General features: G+C 69.1%; 16 protein-coding genes. 7 read left to right on the top strand and 9 right to left on the bottom strand.

All coding sequences use genetic code 11. The annotated features are described in order from the left end of the window. Positions 1–61: 61 nt before the first annotated feature. Positions 62–898 (bottom strand): transglutaminase family protein, encoded by an 837-nt coding sequence (locus tag V7702_RS01930; protein WP_335648500.1) that lies wholly within the window; start codon positions 896–898, stop codon positions 62–64. A 35-nt stretch (positions 899–933) separates the two neighbouring features. Further along, complete coding sequence (locus V7702_RS01925; protein ID WP_300574361.1) at positions 934–1,062, bottom strand: hypothetical protein; 129 nt, start codon at positions 1,060–1,062, stop codon at positions 934–936. 349 nt (positions 1,063–1,411) lie between these two features. On the opposite strand from V7702_RS01925, the gene V7702_RS01920 reads away from it, so the two are divergent. After that, the gene (locus V7702_RS01920; protein ID WP_335648456.1) at positions 1,412–1,738 is read left to right on the top strand and encodes a hypothetical protein; all 327 of its coding nucleotides are present in this window, start codon (positions 1,412–1,414) and stop codon (positions 1,736–1,738) included. A gap of 108 nt (positions 1,739–1,846) precedes the next feature. Further along, positions 1,847–2,617, top strand: coding sequence for a TylF/MycF/NovP-related O-methyltransferase (locus tag V7702_RS01915; RefSeq protein ID WP_335648455.1), 771 nt, complete (start codon positions 1,847–1,849; stop codon positions 2,615–2,617). Here V7702_RS01915 and V7702_RS01910 read toward each other — a convergent pair. Continuing rightward, entirely contained in the window at positions 2,610–3,083 is a 474-nt protein-coding gene (locus V7702_RS01910; protein ID WP_335648454.1) for a hypothetical protein, read from the bottom strand. The two genes, V7702_RS01915 and V7702_RS01910, sit on opposite strands and share 8 nt — an antisense overlap. 213 nt (positions 3,084–3,296) lie before the next feature. On the opposite strand from V7702_RS01910, the gene V7702_RS01905 reads away from it, so the two are divergent. Then, positions 3,297–3,947, top strand: a complete 651-nt coding sequence (locus V7702_RS01905) for a DUF6655 family protein (protein ID WP_335648453.1) — start codon at positions 3,297–3,299, stop codon at positions 3,945–3,947. Positions 3,948–4,032: 85 nt separating this feature from the next. Further along, a complete protein-coding gene (locus tag V7702_RS01900) occupies positions 4,033–5,373 on the top strand; it encodes a metal-dependent hydrolase family protein (protein ID WP_335648452.1) in 1,341 nt (446 codons plus the stop codon). On the opposite strand, the gene V7702_RS01895 is transcribed toward V7702_RS01900, so the two are convergent. Beyond that, complete coding sequence (locus V7702_RS01895; RefSeq protein ID WP_335648451.1) at positions 5,370–6,485, bottom strand: PLP-dependent cysteine synthase family protein; 1,116 nt, start codon at positions 6,483–6,485, stop codon at positions 5,370–5,372. The two genes, V7702_RS01900 and V7702_RS01895, sit on opposite strands and share 4 nt — an antisense overlap. A 206-nt stretch (positions 6,486–6,691) precedes the next feature. Between V7702_RS01895 and V7702_RS01890 the strand changes: the two genes are divergently transcribed. Together V7702_RS01890 and xth are read left to right on the top strand one after the other, a co-directional pair. Next, positions 6,692–7,348 carry a LolA family protein gene (locus tag V7702_RS01890; RefSeq protein ID WP_335648450.1) on the top strand — a complete coding sequence of 219 codons (657 nt, stop codon included), beginning with the start codon at positions 6,692–6,694 and terminating at the stop codon, positions 7,346–7,348. A 224-nt stretch (positions 7,349–7,572) separates the two neighbouring features. Further along, positions 7,573–8,379 (top strand): exodeoxyribonuclease III, encoded by an 807-nt coding sequence (gene xth, locus V7702_RS01885; protein ID WP_335648449.1) that lies wholly within the window; start codon positions 7,573–7,575, stop codon positions 8,377–8,379. A 56-nt stretch (positions 8,380–8,435) separates the two neighbouring features. Here xth and V7702_RS01880 read toward each other — a convergent pair whose 3' ends face one another. After that, the gene (locus V7702_RS01880) at positions 8,436–9,419 is read right to left on the bottom strand and encodes an NADP-dependent oxidoreductase (protein ID WP_335648448.1); all 984 of its coding nucleotides are present in this window, start codon (positions 9,417–9,419) and stop codon (positions 8,436–8,438) included. A 102-nt stretch (positions 9,420–9,521) separates the two neighbouring features. On the opposite strand from V7702_RS01880, the gene V7702_RS01875 reads away from it, so the two are divergent. Further along, the gene (locus V7702_RS01875) at positions 9,522–10,400 is read left to right on the top strand and encodes an aminoglycoside phosphotransferase family protein (RefSeq protein WP_335648447.1); all 879 of its coding nucleotides are present in this window, start codon (positions 9,522–9,524) and stop codon (positions 10,398–10,400) included. Between the two features lie 10 nt (positions 10,401–10,410). Here V7702_RS01875 and V7702_RS01870 read toward each other — a convergent pair whose 3' ends face one another. From V7702_RS01870 to V7702_RS01855, 4 genes are all read right to left on the bottom strand, one after another. After that, complete coding sequence (locus V7702_RS01870; protein WP_335648446.1) at positions 10,411–11,028, bottom strand: hypothetical protein; 618 nt, start codon at positions 11,026–11,028, stop codon at positions 10,411–10,413. After that, the gene (locus V7702_RS01865; protein ID WP_335648445.1) at positions 11,025–11,327 is read right to left on the bottom strand and encodes an autorepressor SdpR family transcription factor; all 303 of its coding nucleotides are present in this window, start codon (positions 11,325–11,327) and stop codon (positions 11,025–11,027) included. The genes V7702_RS01870 and V7702_RS01865 overlap by 4 nt, the downstream gene beginning before the upstream one ends. Positions 11,328–11,371: 44 nt before the next feature. Then, on the bottom strand, positions 11,372–12,109 hold the full coding sequence (locus tag V7702_RS01860) for a carbon-nitrogen hydrolase family protein (RefSeq protein WP_335648444.1): 738 nt from the start codon (positions 12,107–12,109) through the stop codon (positions 11,372–11,374). Positions 12,110–12,111: 2 nt separating this feature from the next. Then, the coding region (locus V7702_RS01855) for a Rieske (2Fe-2S) protein (protein ID WP_335648443.1) at positions 12,112–12,330 on the bottom strand (219 nt) is incomplete at its 5' end.

The following is a 12,330-nucleotide window of genomic DNA, read 5'->3' as shown; positions in this document are numbered from 1 at the left end:
CGGGCGGATGGTCAATGTTCTGGCGTCCACGCTGCCAAAGCCCCGCGGCGCAATCAAGGCGTTAGCCGACCGGCGTGATCTTCACCGAGACATCCATGCCCAGGGCGTCAGTCGCTGACCCGGCGAAACTCCCGGCCACCGGCATGATCTGCCCGTTGGCCCGGCCGACAGCCAGCGGGATCAGGCCCGCGGCGCCGACGGCGTTATGGGTGGGATCGAAGGTGATCCAGCCGGCGCCGGGCAGATAGACCTCCGCCCAGGCGTGGGTGGTGTCGGCCTGCCGCTCGACCTGGTCTGGGTCGAACAGGTAGCCGCTGACCGCCCGGGCGCCGAGCCCCAACTGGCGCACGGCCTCGATGAACAGGGCCGCCAGGTCGCGGCAGGATCCGCTGGCCAGGCGCAGGGTCTCGCCGGCGCTCTGCACGCCCTCTTCATCCCGCACCCGATAGGCCGCCGCGCCGAGCACGCCGGCGTTCAGATCCTTGAGCAGGGACAGGGTGTCGGTGCCGGGTCCGGCGACGAACCCGTGCGCCCAGCGCGCCACGTCGGGATCGGGCCTGGGCAGGCGCAGATGGCCGAGATCTGTGGCCTCGTCGTCGTCATAGGCGAAGGGATAGGTCTGGGCGGTCGGCGTGATCGGAAACACCGGCCAGGGCTGGGCCCGCGAGGCCACCGTCAGGCGGCTCTCGATGACCAGGCTCTCCGTGGGCTGGCGAAAGCCCGCCACGGCGCAGAGATTGCCGAAAACATCCTGGCTCCAGGTGATGTCGGCGGCGGGCGAGCAAGCGAGCTGGAAGTCCAGCACGCTCAGCTCATGGCTGTCCCGGGGCCGCAGCATCAGCCGGTGCGGATGCAGGACCACGGGCCGCGAAAATCGGTAGGCGGTCTGATGGACGATCTCGAAGATCGAGGGCGTCCCCGCCCGAGGCGCGCTCAGCGCTTCTTGCCTGGCATGGCGCCGGTGGCGTCGAGGAAGGAGCGCGGGGCGGCTTCCGGCTTGGCGGCGGCTGCCTGCTTGGGCTTGCGGACTTCTTTGTTGGACTTTTTCTGGCCCTTGGCCATGGGGGTCTCCGGGGCGGCGGGGCGCCGCTGATATTGAGAAGGGTTGGGCTCAGAAGAAGTTCATCGTGAGCCTTCGATGACCGCCTGTAGTCGCGGCTCAGCGCGGCCGCAGGCCGAGCAGGGAGAAGGCCACAGGGGCCAGAATGGCGGTGACGACACAGGCCGCCGACACAATCAGGAGGGGAGACATTGGGGAAAACCAGAATCGCGCCGCATCGGAGGGGTTCGACCGCTTGAGACACGGCACACGCCCGATGACGCATGGCATCAGATGGGGTGTCGCGGCCGAAATAGCCAGGGGCGTCGCAAGCCCTTGGCTTGGCGCGCCATCCGTGATCCGAAGGGCGCCATGACCGCCCCGCCCTCAGATCCCCGCGCCGCCGAATCCCGGGCGCCCGCCGGCTGGGTCGTGGCCGTGCTGCTGGAACCCGGACGCGAGACCGAACAGGCCCGCCGCTACTTCGCCATCGGCCGCGCCGACCGCGCCCAGGCCGAGTGGGTGGCCGTCGACATGGCGATCAGCCTGGGCCTGCGGGTCGCCGCCAGCCCGGCCGGCGGCCAGGAGCCGGTGGAGGCCCTGGCGCCCCTGCCGCCGGTGCGCATGCGGGCGCTCGGCCTGGCGCCTGGCGAGCGCCGCGACCTGGGCGAGCGACGACCCCGCCGCTGGCTGACCTGACGGGAGAGGCATGGTGGGACGGCCCCGGGAGGCGGGCTTGGCGGACTGGCGTCCAGGCCGGGCCGTGCTAGATCAGGCCGCAACGTCAGGCGGGGAGATCAAGGACCAGTGACCGGCATCAAAGACATCCTGCAGCCCTCCGCGATCATCTCGCGCTCCTTCTATGGGGTGAAGAACCATTCGGCCCTGATCGGCTCCCTCGACCAGCTGGTCGACAACATGCTCATTCCCCGGGGCGTCTTCGCCGGCGACAACCTGATCACCCTGGGCAAGTCCCTGGGGTTCCTGGACGATAAGGTGCTGATGGGCGCCTTCCAGCGGCACGCCGCCACCCCCGGGGAGCGGGGCGCCATCTGGCGCCTGGCCACCCTGGCCTGGGCGGCGCGGACAGCCCTGCGGGCCGAGGGCGATTTCGTCGAGTGCGGCTGCTACAAGGGCGTGTCGGCCCGGATCATTTCCGAGGTGGTGGGATTTTCCGACCTGCCCCGCCACTACTACCTCTACGACCTCTTCGAGCATGACGAGTCGATGCCTCATCACTCCATGCTGGAGCACAGCGCGACCCTGGTCGAGGAGGTCCGCGAGCGGTTCTCCGACATGCCCAATGTGACCATCACCCAGGGGCGGGTGCCCGACAGCCTGGCGCAGGCGGCGCCGGACAAGATCGCCTTCATGCACCTGGACCTGAACAACGCCGAGGCCGAGCTCGGCGCCCTGGAGGTGCTGTTCGACCGGATCTCGCCGGGCGGCGTGCTGATCCTCGATGACTTCGGCTGGATCGCCTACCGCGCCCAGCAGGTGGCCGAGGTGGCCTGGATGGCCGAGCGCGGTTACCAGATCCTGGAGCTGCCCACCGGCCAGGGCATGGTGATCAAGTAGCGTCCCATTCGGCCCAGGAGACGTCCCGCCCGGGGAAGGCCGTCCGCTCGAAGGGCCAGTCGGTCGCCAGCCAGGTCTTGAAGGCGCCATAGAGCGGTTCATCCAGATGGGCCGCCGAGGCGCGCACCCAGCAATAGGCCTTGGCGTCATAGCCCGGCCGGCCCGCGGGATAGATGTAGGCGCAGCCCAGGCACTGGCTCTCGTCCAGAGACATCATGGTGAAGGCGAACGAGGTGCGGCGCTCGAACTCCCCCTGGTGCCAGCCCAGATCCACCAGGTCCTCCTCCAGCGTCATGTCGGCCCGGGGCCAGTCATTGCCGGGACCAAACACGCCGGCCAGACGGTCGAGGCTGGTCATCACCGCCGCATAGTCCTTGATCACGTCATGGATGGTCAGCGGCCGCAGCCGGAACTCGGCGTGCTCGAGCCGGCGGGGAATTTCAAAGTCCGGCGGCGTGAACGGCATGGTCTTTCCCCTTTTGACGCTTCCAGCTTGCGCCGCCGGAACTGCGCTCGGCAAGGGGGCCGGACCCTGGTAGGCGCCCGCGCCCGCCGATCAGGCGTCCACCGGAAAGCCGAGGCGCAGCCCCCGGAATCTGCAGGGCTCCGGTTGCGGCCGGCGGCGGATCAGGCTTAAGCCCCCGGGAGAGCCGGGGGGCGACCGGCCGCGAGTCGAGTGATGAGATCTTCCAGTACGCATACGGGCGTCCGCGCCGCCCTGGTCCTTTCGCTCAGCTTGGTCCTGGGCGGTCTCGCAGCCTGCGCCACAGCCGTGCAGACGAGGCCCGGCCGCACGGCCACCGAGCAGCTGCTGGTGGCCCACGCCGCCGAGCGGGCGGCGGCCGATTTCCATCTTGAGGCGCCCCAGGGCAGCCTGGTCTTCCTCGACACCATCAACTTCACCGGCGAATGGGCGCCCTATGCCGCCAGCGCCCTGCGCCAGCGGATCCTGAACAGCGGCTATCGGCTGTCGACCGCCCGGAGCGACGCCGACCTGATCGTCGAGGTGCGGATGGGCGCCCTGTCCATCGACCAGATGAGCCGCGTGCTGGGGGTCCCAGCCCTGACCCTGCCCACCGGCAACAACTATTCGACCTTCTCGGTGCCGGAACTCTCCCTCTACAGCCAGGCGGAGCGCTCAGGCGTCGCCGAGTTCTCGATCTTCGCCTACGAGGCCCGCACCGGCGCGGCCGTGCCGGTGATCCACCGGATTTCCGGCGAGACCCAGATGCGCAGCCACAAGTTCCTGATGGTCATGACCTGGGGCAAGCAGGAGGTGAAGCCCGGCGACCCGGCCCTGGACGCCGAGCCCTGGTGGAAGCCCTGGTAGGCGGGAAGCCTGGACCGCGGCCGACGCGCCGCTAGACTGGCGCACTGGGGCCCGCCGGGCCTTAAGAGGGGGAAGTTTCAAGCTCATGTTGCGCCACATCGCCGCCGCCGTCCTCGCCGCCGGACTTCTCAGCCCGTCGGCCCAGGCCCAGGAGACCGCCGCGCCTACCCGGACCTATGTCCATGCCGGCGCCCTGCTCGACCGGCCCGGCCAGGCGCCGCGGGGCGCATCGACCCTGCTGGTGCAGGATGGACGGATCGTGCAGGTGGCCGACGGCCTGCTGCCGGTTCCGGCCGGGGGGCGCCTGATCGACCTGTCGGACCAGTTCGTCCTGCCGGGCCTGATCGATTCCCACGTCCATATCTTCTCCGACGACGACAAGACCGCCGCCCGCCTGGAGGCCATGACGCGGGGCGCCGAGCGCCGGTTCGTGATCGGCCTCGACAACGCCCGGCGCACCCTGGACGCCGGCTTCACCACCGTGCGCGACCTGGGCTCCGATCCGGCCGCCATCACCGCCTTGCGCGACGGGATCGAGAAGGGACTGATCGAGGGTCCCACCATCGTCAACGCCGGCCGCATGATCTCCATCAGCGGCGGCCATGGCGACGGCGCCAACGGTCTGGCCGAGCCCTATGCGGAGCTTGAGCGGGCGCACGCGGTCAACACCTGCGACGGGCCCGAGGACTGCCGCCGCGCGGTGCGGATCCAGGTGTCCCAGGGCGCGCAGGTGATCAAGTTCGCCGCCACCGGCGGGGTGCTCTCCAATGTAGCCGGCGGACTCGGCCGGCAGATGTTCGACGACGAGATGAAGGCCATCGTCGACACCGCCCACGCCTTCGGCCGCAAGGCCACCGCCCACGCCCACGGCAAGGACGGCATCGAGGCCGCCCTGCGGGCGGGCGTCGATTCCATCGAGCACGCCACCTTCACCGACGCTGAGACGCTCGCCCTGTTCCGCCAGACCGGCGCCTATCTAGTGCCGACCATGATCGCCCCGGAAGCCGCGGTGAAGCAGGCCCGGGCCGGCGAGCGCCCGCCCGCCGTCCTGGCCAAGGCCGAGGAGGCCGCGCGCATCGCCTTCGAAAAGCACATCGAGCAGTACGCCGCCCCCGGCGTGAAGATCGCCTTTGGCACCGACACCGGCGTCTCGGCCCACGGGGACAATGCGACGGAGTTCAAGATGATGGTGGACGCCGGCATGACGCCGGCCCGGGCCATCCGCAGCGCCACGGTGGACGCCGCCGACCTGCTGGGCCTCTCGGCCAGCCTGGGCACGCTGGAGGTCGGCAAGTCGGCCGATATCGTGGCCGTCGCCACAAGCCCGCTGGAGGACGTCACCCAGCTGGAGCGGGTCACCTTCGTCATGCGCCGGGGCGTGATCCACAGGCAGGACGGCGCCCGCCAGCCCTGGCCGGCCGACTAGAGGCTGAACCGGCCGGTGTCGAAGAAGGCCTCCAGCGCCGCCTCGTAGGGGGCGGTGTCGAGGCCCGCCGCCGCCAGCCAGGCGGGGTTGGACAGGGTGCTGGCGTAGCGTTCGCCGGAATCGCACAGCAGGGTGACCACCGATCCGGTCTGGCCCCGCGCCGCCATGGCCTCGATCACCTGGGCGCAGGCGAAGAGGTTGGTGCCGGTCGAGCCGCCGCAGGACCGGCCGAGGCGCCGCGAAGCCACCCGGGCGCCGGCGATGCTGGCCGCGTCGGGCACGGCGATGGCCCGGTCGATCAGCTCGGGATTGAAGGACGGTTCGCAGCGGGCGCGGCCGATCCCCTCGATGATCGAGCCCCGTTCGCCGCTGACTTTCACGGCGCGATCAGCCACATGACGATGGAAGACCGAAGCCTCGGGATCGGCCAGACACAGCTGCGTCTGGGCGCGGTTGTAGCGGATGAAGCGGCCGAGGGTGGCGGTGGTGCCGCCGGTGCCGGCGCCCGCCACGATCCAGCTCGGTTCGGGGTGCGGCTCCTGACCCATCTGGCTGTAGATCGACTGGGCGATATTGTTGTTGCCCCGCCAGTCGGTGGCCCGCTCGGCATAGGTGAACTGGTCCATGTAGTGGCCGGAGAGCTCGGCGGCCAGCCGGGCGCTCTCGGCATAGACATCGGGACTGGCCTCCACGAAGTGAGTCTCGCCGCCGTGGAATTCGATCTGCGCCACCTTCTCGGTTGAGGTGGACCTCGGCATCACCGCGATGAATCTCAGACCCAGCAGCCGGGCGAAATAGGCCTCCGACACCGCGGTCGAGCCGCTGGAGGCCTCGATGATCGGCGTCCGCGGGCCAATCCAGCCGTTGCACAGGGCGTAGAGGAACAGCGACCGAGCCAGCCGGTGCTTGAGGCTGCCGGTCGGGTGGGTGGACTCGTCCTTGAAATAGAGATGGACCCCCCCGGCCAGGGGCGCGCGCAGCAGATGGGTGTCGGCCGAGCGGTTGAAGTCGGCCTCGATGGTCTGCACCGCCTGATCGATCCAGGCGCGGTCGCGGCAGAGGCTGGCCATGGGGCGATCGGGGCGAGGCGAGGTGGGGGACGAGGAGGTCATGGGCGATCCACTGCGGGCTGAACCCTCTGGACATGACCCATTCATCGGCCCTCGGCTAGAACTTGCGGCCTGAAGGCGCCCTCGAACCCCGGGAACGAAGCCAAAGCGTGGCCGTTAGGCCATGCCCCGGGCGAAGGGGTGCGCCGCCCTATTGACGCCGCCGGCGCCTGCTAAGGCCGCCGCTTAAGACCAAGGAGCCGATTTTCATGATCCGCACCCCCGCCCTTTCCCGGCGCACGCTGGCCTTTGGCCTCGCCGCCGCGCCCTTCGCCGGCCTGCTGTCGGCGAGCCCGGCTGCGGCCGCCCTGTCCTCGGCCGACCAGGCCCTGGTGGACCGCGCCGTGGCCTATCTGGAAGACCTCACCCAGGCCAAGGGGACCTTTGTGCAGACCGATCCCCGGGGCGTCACCACCCAGGGCGAGATCTATCTGAAGCGCCCCGGCAAGGCGCGCTTCGCCTATGCCGCGCCCTCAGGCCTGCTGGTGGTGTCGGATGGCAGCCTGGTCTCGGTCGCCAATTCCAAGCTCAAGACCTTCGAGTCCTATCCCCTGGGCGCCACGCCCCTGTCCCTGTTCCTGGCCAAGCAGATCCGGCTGGATCGCGGCGTGCAGGTGACCCGGGTGAACCGCCTGGCGGACGGCTTCTCGATCACCGCCCGCGATGGCAAGAAGGAGGCCGAGGGCCAGATCACGCTCAGCTTCTCCAATTCGCCGCTGAAGCTGGCGGGCTGGACGATCAGTGACGCCCAGGGCCAGGCCACCCGCGTGCGTCTGACCCGCCTGGACAGGGTGGCCAGCCTGGATGACAGCCTGTTCGTCCTCAAGGACCCCCGCAATCTCCGTCCCGGCCGGGGCCGAATGTGACAATCGCACAACAGGCAAGAATCATCGTGATTGACGCTTGACTTTTATTGGGCTCGTGGCAAATATGACACGCATCGCTGAGGCAGGGCCGCTGGCCCGATATCAGCGCCGTGCCGGAACCTATCCCCTCCCGGCGGCGGCATGAGAGACGAATGACTTGGCGCCCGGGGTTCTCCAGTCCCCGGGCGTTTTCTTATGGCGCCGCCTGGCCTAAAACCACCGCCATGCGCCTCCGTATCGCCTCCTGGAACATCAACTCCGTCCGCCTGCGCGCCGAGCAGGTCGCCCGCTTCGTCGACGAGCAGGGACCCGACGTGCTGTGCCTGCAGGAGATCAAGTGCCAGGAGGCCGAGTTTCCCCGCGAGGCCTTCGCCGCCATGGGCCTGCCGCATGTGAAGATCGCCGGCCAGAAGGGCTGGCACGGGGTGGCCATCGCCTCGCGCCTGCCGATCGAGGACGCGCCGATCCTCAATGTCTGCCGCGAGGGCCACGCCCGCTGCGTCTCGGCCAAGGTGGCTGGCGTCGAAATCCAGAACTTCTACGTGCCGGCCGGCGGCGACACGCCTGATCGCGCCCTGAACCCGAAGTTCGACCACAAGCTCGACTTCTTCGAGAGCCTGACCGCCGAGATGGGCCGCCGCGATCCCAAGGCGCCCCTGGCCATCGTCGGCGACCTGAACGTGGCGCCCGGCGAGTTCGACGTCTGGAGCCACAAGCAGATGTCGCGGATCGTCAGCCACACGCCCGTCGAGGTGGCGGCCATGGAGGCCCTGCAGAAATCCCTGGGCTTCATCGACCTGCCAAGGGCTGCCACGCCGGAGCCGGAAAAGCTGTTTTCCTGGTGGAGCTATCGTTCGGCGGATTTCCGCAAGTCCAACCGCGGCCTGCGCCTGGACCACATCTGGGTGTCGCCGGGCCTGAAGGAGGCCGCCTTCCGCACCGGCGCGGCCTCCTCCCGGGTCCACGATGACGTCCGCGAATGGGAACGCCCCAGCGACCACGCCCCGGTCACCGCCGACCTGGGGCTGTAAGCGCAGCCCCTTCCGGGGTCCTGCATCGCAGGACCCCTCGGCGACAGGTGACGCCCCTACTCGGCGAGCTTGACCAGCATCTTGCCGGAATTGGCGCCTTCCAGCAGGCCGATCAGCGCCTTGGGCGCAGACGCGATCCCGTCCATCACCGTCTCCTGGTACTTGATCTTGCCCTCGCGCAGCCAGGCGGCCATGTCGCGCTGGAAGTCGGGCTGCAGGTGCATGAAGTCGGTGCCGACGAAGCCCCGCAGCATCACCCGCGAATAGATGATGTTGGACAGGTTGCGAACCGGCGCCTGGCCCTCGTTATAGCCCGAGATCATGCCGCAGACGGCGATGCGGCCCAGCGTGTTCATCCGACGCAGGGCGGCTTCCAGGTGCTCGCCGCCGACATTCTCGAAATAGACGTCGATCCCCTTGGGGGTGGCCTCTTCCAGGGCTTGGCGGATGGGTTGCGTCTTGTAGTTGATCACCGCGTCCAGACCGATCTCGTCCCGCAGCCAGGCGGCCTTGTCGTCCGAGCCGGTGGATCCGACCACATAGCCGTTCTTGATCTTGGCGATCTGGGCGGCGATGGAGCCCACAGCGCCGGCTGCGGTGGAGACGAACACCTGCTCGCCCTCCTTCATGGCGCCGATGAACAGCAGACCGCCATAGGCCGTGAAGCCGGTCATACCCAGCGCATGCATGTGGACCGTCAGCGGCAGGCCTTCGGCCGGGGTCAGCTTCGACAGGCCCTTGGGGTCGGAGACGAAATATTCCCGGAAGCCCAGGCGGTTGGTGACCAGGTCGCCCACGGCGAAGTCGGGGCTCTTGGACTGGACCACGCGGCCCAGCGCGCCGCCCATCATGGCCTCGTTCAGGGCCTGGCCGGCGGTCAGCCGCGGGCGCATGGCCGGGTCCACCGACATGTAGAGGTTCTGGACCAGCACCTGGCCGTCGGCGGCGTCAGGGACGTTGGTCTCGACGATCTCGAACTCGCGCTCCTGCGGCATGCCGTTGGGGCGAGTGATCAGATGAACTTCGCGGCTGATGGGCATATGGCCCTCCCTTATGTGTCTTGAATGGGTGAAAACAATGGGGCGGACCATGGACCGCGCCGATCAGGGGCTTCAACCCTGACGCTGGGGAAGGATGAAGCGATGGCCGAGCGGGTCAAGGTGGACGAGGCGACGGTCGCAGCCCTGGTGGCCGACCAGTTTCCCCAGTGGGCAGGCTTGCCGGTGACCCGGGTTCAGCCCGGCGGCTGGGACAATCGCACCTTCCGGCTGGGCGCCGATCTGCTGGTCCGCATGCCGGCCGCGGCCCACTACCTCGCCCAGGTGGAGAAGGAGCAGATGTGGCTGCCCCGCCTGGCGCCTGGCCTGCCCTTGCCGGTCCCGGCGCCGGTGGCGGTGGGCGCGCCCGGCCATGGCTATCCCTTCCCCTGGTCGATCTGCGCCTGGATCGCGGGCGAGACGGTCGCCGCCATAGACGGCCTCGACCATGAGCTGCTCGCCCGGGACCTGGCCGACTTCCTGCTGGCCCTGCACGCCCTCGAAGCCTCAGACGGTCCGGCGGCTGGCCCGCACAACTTCCACCGGGGCGGCGACCTGGCCGTCTATGACAGCCAGACCCGGGCGGCGGTGGAAACTCTGGGCGGCCAGATCGACGACGCCGCGGCGCTCGCCCTCTGGGATGCGGCGCTCGCCACCCGCTGGACCGCGCGGCCGGTCTGGATCCACGGGGACGTGGCGCCGGGCAACCTGCTGGTCCGGGACGGCCGGCTGGCCGCGGTGATCGACTTCGGGACCTGCGGGGTCGGCGATCCGACCTGCGACCTGGCCTTCGCCTGGACCTTCCTGGATGAGGCCGCCCGCGACACCTTCCGCCGGCGCCTGGCCCTGGACGACGACACCTGGCTGCGCGGCCAGGCCTGGGCGCTCTGGAAGGCGCTGATCGTCGTCGCCGGCGCGCCGGGGGTCCACACCCACGAGCGCGACCTGCACCTGCGGGTCCTGCGCCGCCTGGGGGTGATGTAGGCGGCCGCGGCTAGCCGGGCCGCACGGCGCGACGGAGGGCGAGGCTGAGAAGGATGAGCGCGGCGGACCCCGCCAGACAGGCGAAGAAGAGCGGTTTCAGCGGCAGAACGGCGGCTGCGGCGATCAGCACGAGGCCGATGCACGCCGAGCCCCAGCCCGCGCGAAGAGCGGCCCGGGACCAGGCGTCGCGATTGAAAGGCCGGTCCAGGGCCGGTGGGGACAGCTTGGCAAGCAGGTTGGCGCGGATCGCGACGCTCAGGCCCATCAGGCCGACGGTCAGCCGAATCAGCAGTTCGCCCTCCGGGGGACGGGCCGCGACATAGAGCAGGCCCATCCAGGCCGTGCAGAGCGCCGTGAAGACAAAGATGAAGATGAGGCTCGCCTGCAGGTGACGCGGGTTCTCGTCGAAGACGCTTGGCCGGTGTTCTGCCAGGAGACGGTCCGACCGCCAGAGAATCACGGCCAGGACGGCCGGTACCGCCAGCAGGATGAAGGGCGCCAGCGGCCGGGGCCGAAGCTCCAGACCGAGGTTCTGGACCATGTGGATGCGCCAACCGATAGCGGCCAGCGCAAAGACCAGGCTCGCCAGAACGGCGGTGAGCAGAACGAACTTCACGTGCCGGTTCATGTCTCACCTTCTTGTGGGCGCGCCTCCGGCGAGCGGGCGATACCAAGGCCGAGGCCGTCGGCGAAGCCGAGGAGGGCGTCCTCCAGGACCGAGATCCGCAGGGCGTAGATGATCGACTTTCCCTGCTTCTCCGCGACAACCAGGTCCGCCTCGCGGAGCACGGCGAAGTGGGCCGACATCGTGGCCTTGGAGACCGGGAAATGGTCGGCCAGCTCCCCTGCGCTCATGGAACGCGCCTTGAGCAGCTGTAGCACCCGACGTCGGGTGGGATCGGACAAGGCCTTGAAGACACTGCTCATGACGACATTTAGCTAAATGTCTAAATGATAGTCAAGGCGAGGCTTTACTTGGTCGAGAAAACTGGGGCGTCGCAGACCAGCAGGCCTGGCGCGTCCAAGGGCAATTGAGCCACCAGCTCGCCCGCGGGGTCAAGCAGCCCCGTCGGCCCCCAGGCCACCCGGTCGCCCCGCGCGCCAGTGACATCGGCGGAGAGGCACCAAAGGCCGGTCTCGCGGCATCGCTCGCCGCGCACCTGATTATGCCGATCCTTCCAGTCCAGGGCGATGTCGCGGGGCAGCATGTTGTTGGCGGGACAGACCAGCAGGGACGCGCCCTGATCGGCCACCTTCCGGGCGGCTTCCGGGAAGTTGGTGTCGAAGCAGATATTGATTCCGAAACTCACGCCGCCGACCTCGAAGACGGGACAGTCTTCGCCGGGCGCAAACACCGTCTCGCTCTTCAGCAGATGGGTCTTGCGATAGCGACCGATCAGCCGGCGGCCATGGATCACCGCGGCGGTGTTGTAGACCCGCTCCCCTTCCGCCTCGATCAAGCCTAGGAGCAGGGTGGGACCGGACTCCGGCAACTGGCCGACCACATCGGCGAAGGCCGACGACCCAAGATCCAGGGCCGCACGCCGCGCAGCCTCCGGCTCCACCAGATAGCCCTGCAGAAACCCTTCCGGGAAACAGAGCAGGGCGGCGCCGGCCGCCTGCGCCTGCCCGATCACCCCCCGCGCATAGGCCAGGGCAGCTTCCACATCCTTCCAGAAAACTGGCGTCTGGGCCGCAGCGATCCTCACAATCAGGCCGTCACCACTCGGCCGTCGCGGACCTCGACGGGCCAGGGGGAAAGCCGTTCGCCAAAGCAGGGGCCGACGACGCATTCGCCGTCCAGGGGGCGAAACAGCGCCCCGTGGCCGGCGCAGAGGATGTGGCGGTGATCCCGCGTCAGGTAGCGGTCGTCCAGGGCTGAGAGCGGCCAGCCGGCATGGGGGCAGGAATCCACATAGCCGCGGATCTC

Origin of the sequence: Phenylobacterium sp. (assembly GCF_036963605.1) — a bacterium.
In the GTDB taxonomy this organism is placed as follows: domain Bacteria; phylum Pseudomonadota; class Alphaproteobacteria; order Caulobacterales; family Caulobacteraceae; genus Phenylobacterium.
This window is presented reverse-complemented; position numbering and strand designations above follow the sequence as displayed.

What these genes read in the sequence shown, in the direction of transcription:
- V7702_RS01875 (WP_335648447.1), top strand. Translation starts at nt 9,522, where the DNA reads ATGGCCGAGCGGGTCAAGGTGGACGAGGCGACGGTCGCAGCCCTGGTG.
- V7702_RS01925 (WP_300574361.1), bottom strand. Translation starts at nt 1,062, where the DNA reads ATGGCCAAGGGCCAGAAAAAGTCCAACAAAGAAGTCCGCAAGCCCAAG.
- V7702_RS01905 (WP_335648453.1), top strand. Translation starts at nt 3,297, where the DNA reads ATGAGATCTTCCAGTACGCATACGGGCGTCCGCGCCGCCCTGGTCCTT.
- V7702_RS01870 (WP_335648446.1), bottom strand. Translation starts at nt 11,028, where the DNA reads ATGAACCGGCACGTGAAGTTCGTTCTGCTCACCGCCGTTCTGGCGAGC.
- V7702_RS01865 (WP_335648445.1), bottom strand. Translation starts at nt 11,327, where the DNA reads ATGAGCAGTGTCTTCAAGGCCTTGTCCGATCCCACCCGACGTCGGGTG.
- V7702_RS01920 (WP_335648456.1), top strand. Translation starts at nt 1,412, where the DNA reads ATGACCGCCCCGCCCTCAGATCCCCGCGCCGCCGAATCCCGGGCGCCC.
- V7702_RS01910 (WP_335648454.1), bottom strand. Translation starts at nt 3,083, where the DNA reads ATGCCGTTCACGCCGCCGGACTTTGAAATTCCCCGCCGGCTCGAGCAC.
- V7702_RS01900 (WP_335648452.1), top strand. Translation starts at nt 4,033, where the DNA reads ATGTTGCGCCACATCGCCGCCGCCGTCCTCGCCGCCGGACTTCTCAGC.
- xth (WP_335648449.1), top strand. Translation starts at nt 7,573, where the DNA reads ATGCGCCTCCGTATCGCCTCCTGGAACATCAACTCCGTCCGCCTGCGC.
- V7702_RS01895 (WP_335648451.1), bottom strand. Translation starts at nt 6,485, where the DNA reads ATGACCTCCTCGTCCCCCACCTCGCCTCGCCCCGATCGCCCCATGGCC.
- V7702_RS01880 (WP_335648448.1), bottom strand. Translation starts at nt 9,419, where the DNA reads ATGCCCATCAGCCGCGAAGTTCATCTGATCACTCGCCCCAACGGCATG.
- V7702_RS01890 (WP_335648450.1), top strand. Translation starts at nt 6,692, where the DNA reads ATGATCCGCACCCCCGCCCTTTCCCGGCGCACGCTGGCCTTTGGCCTC.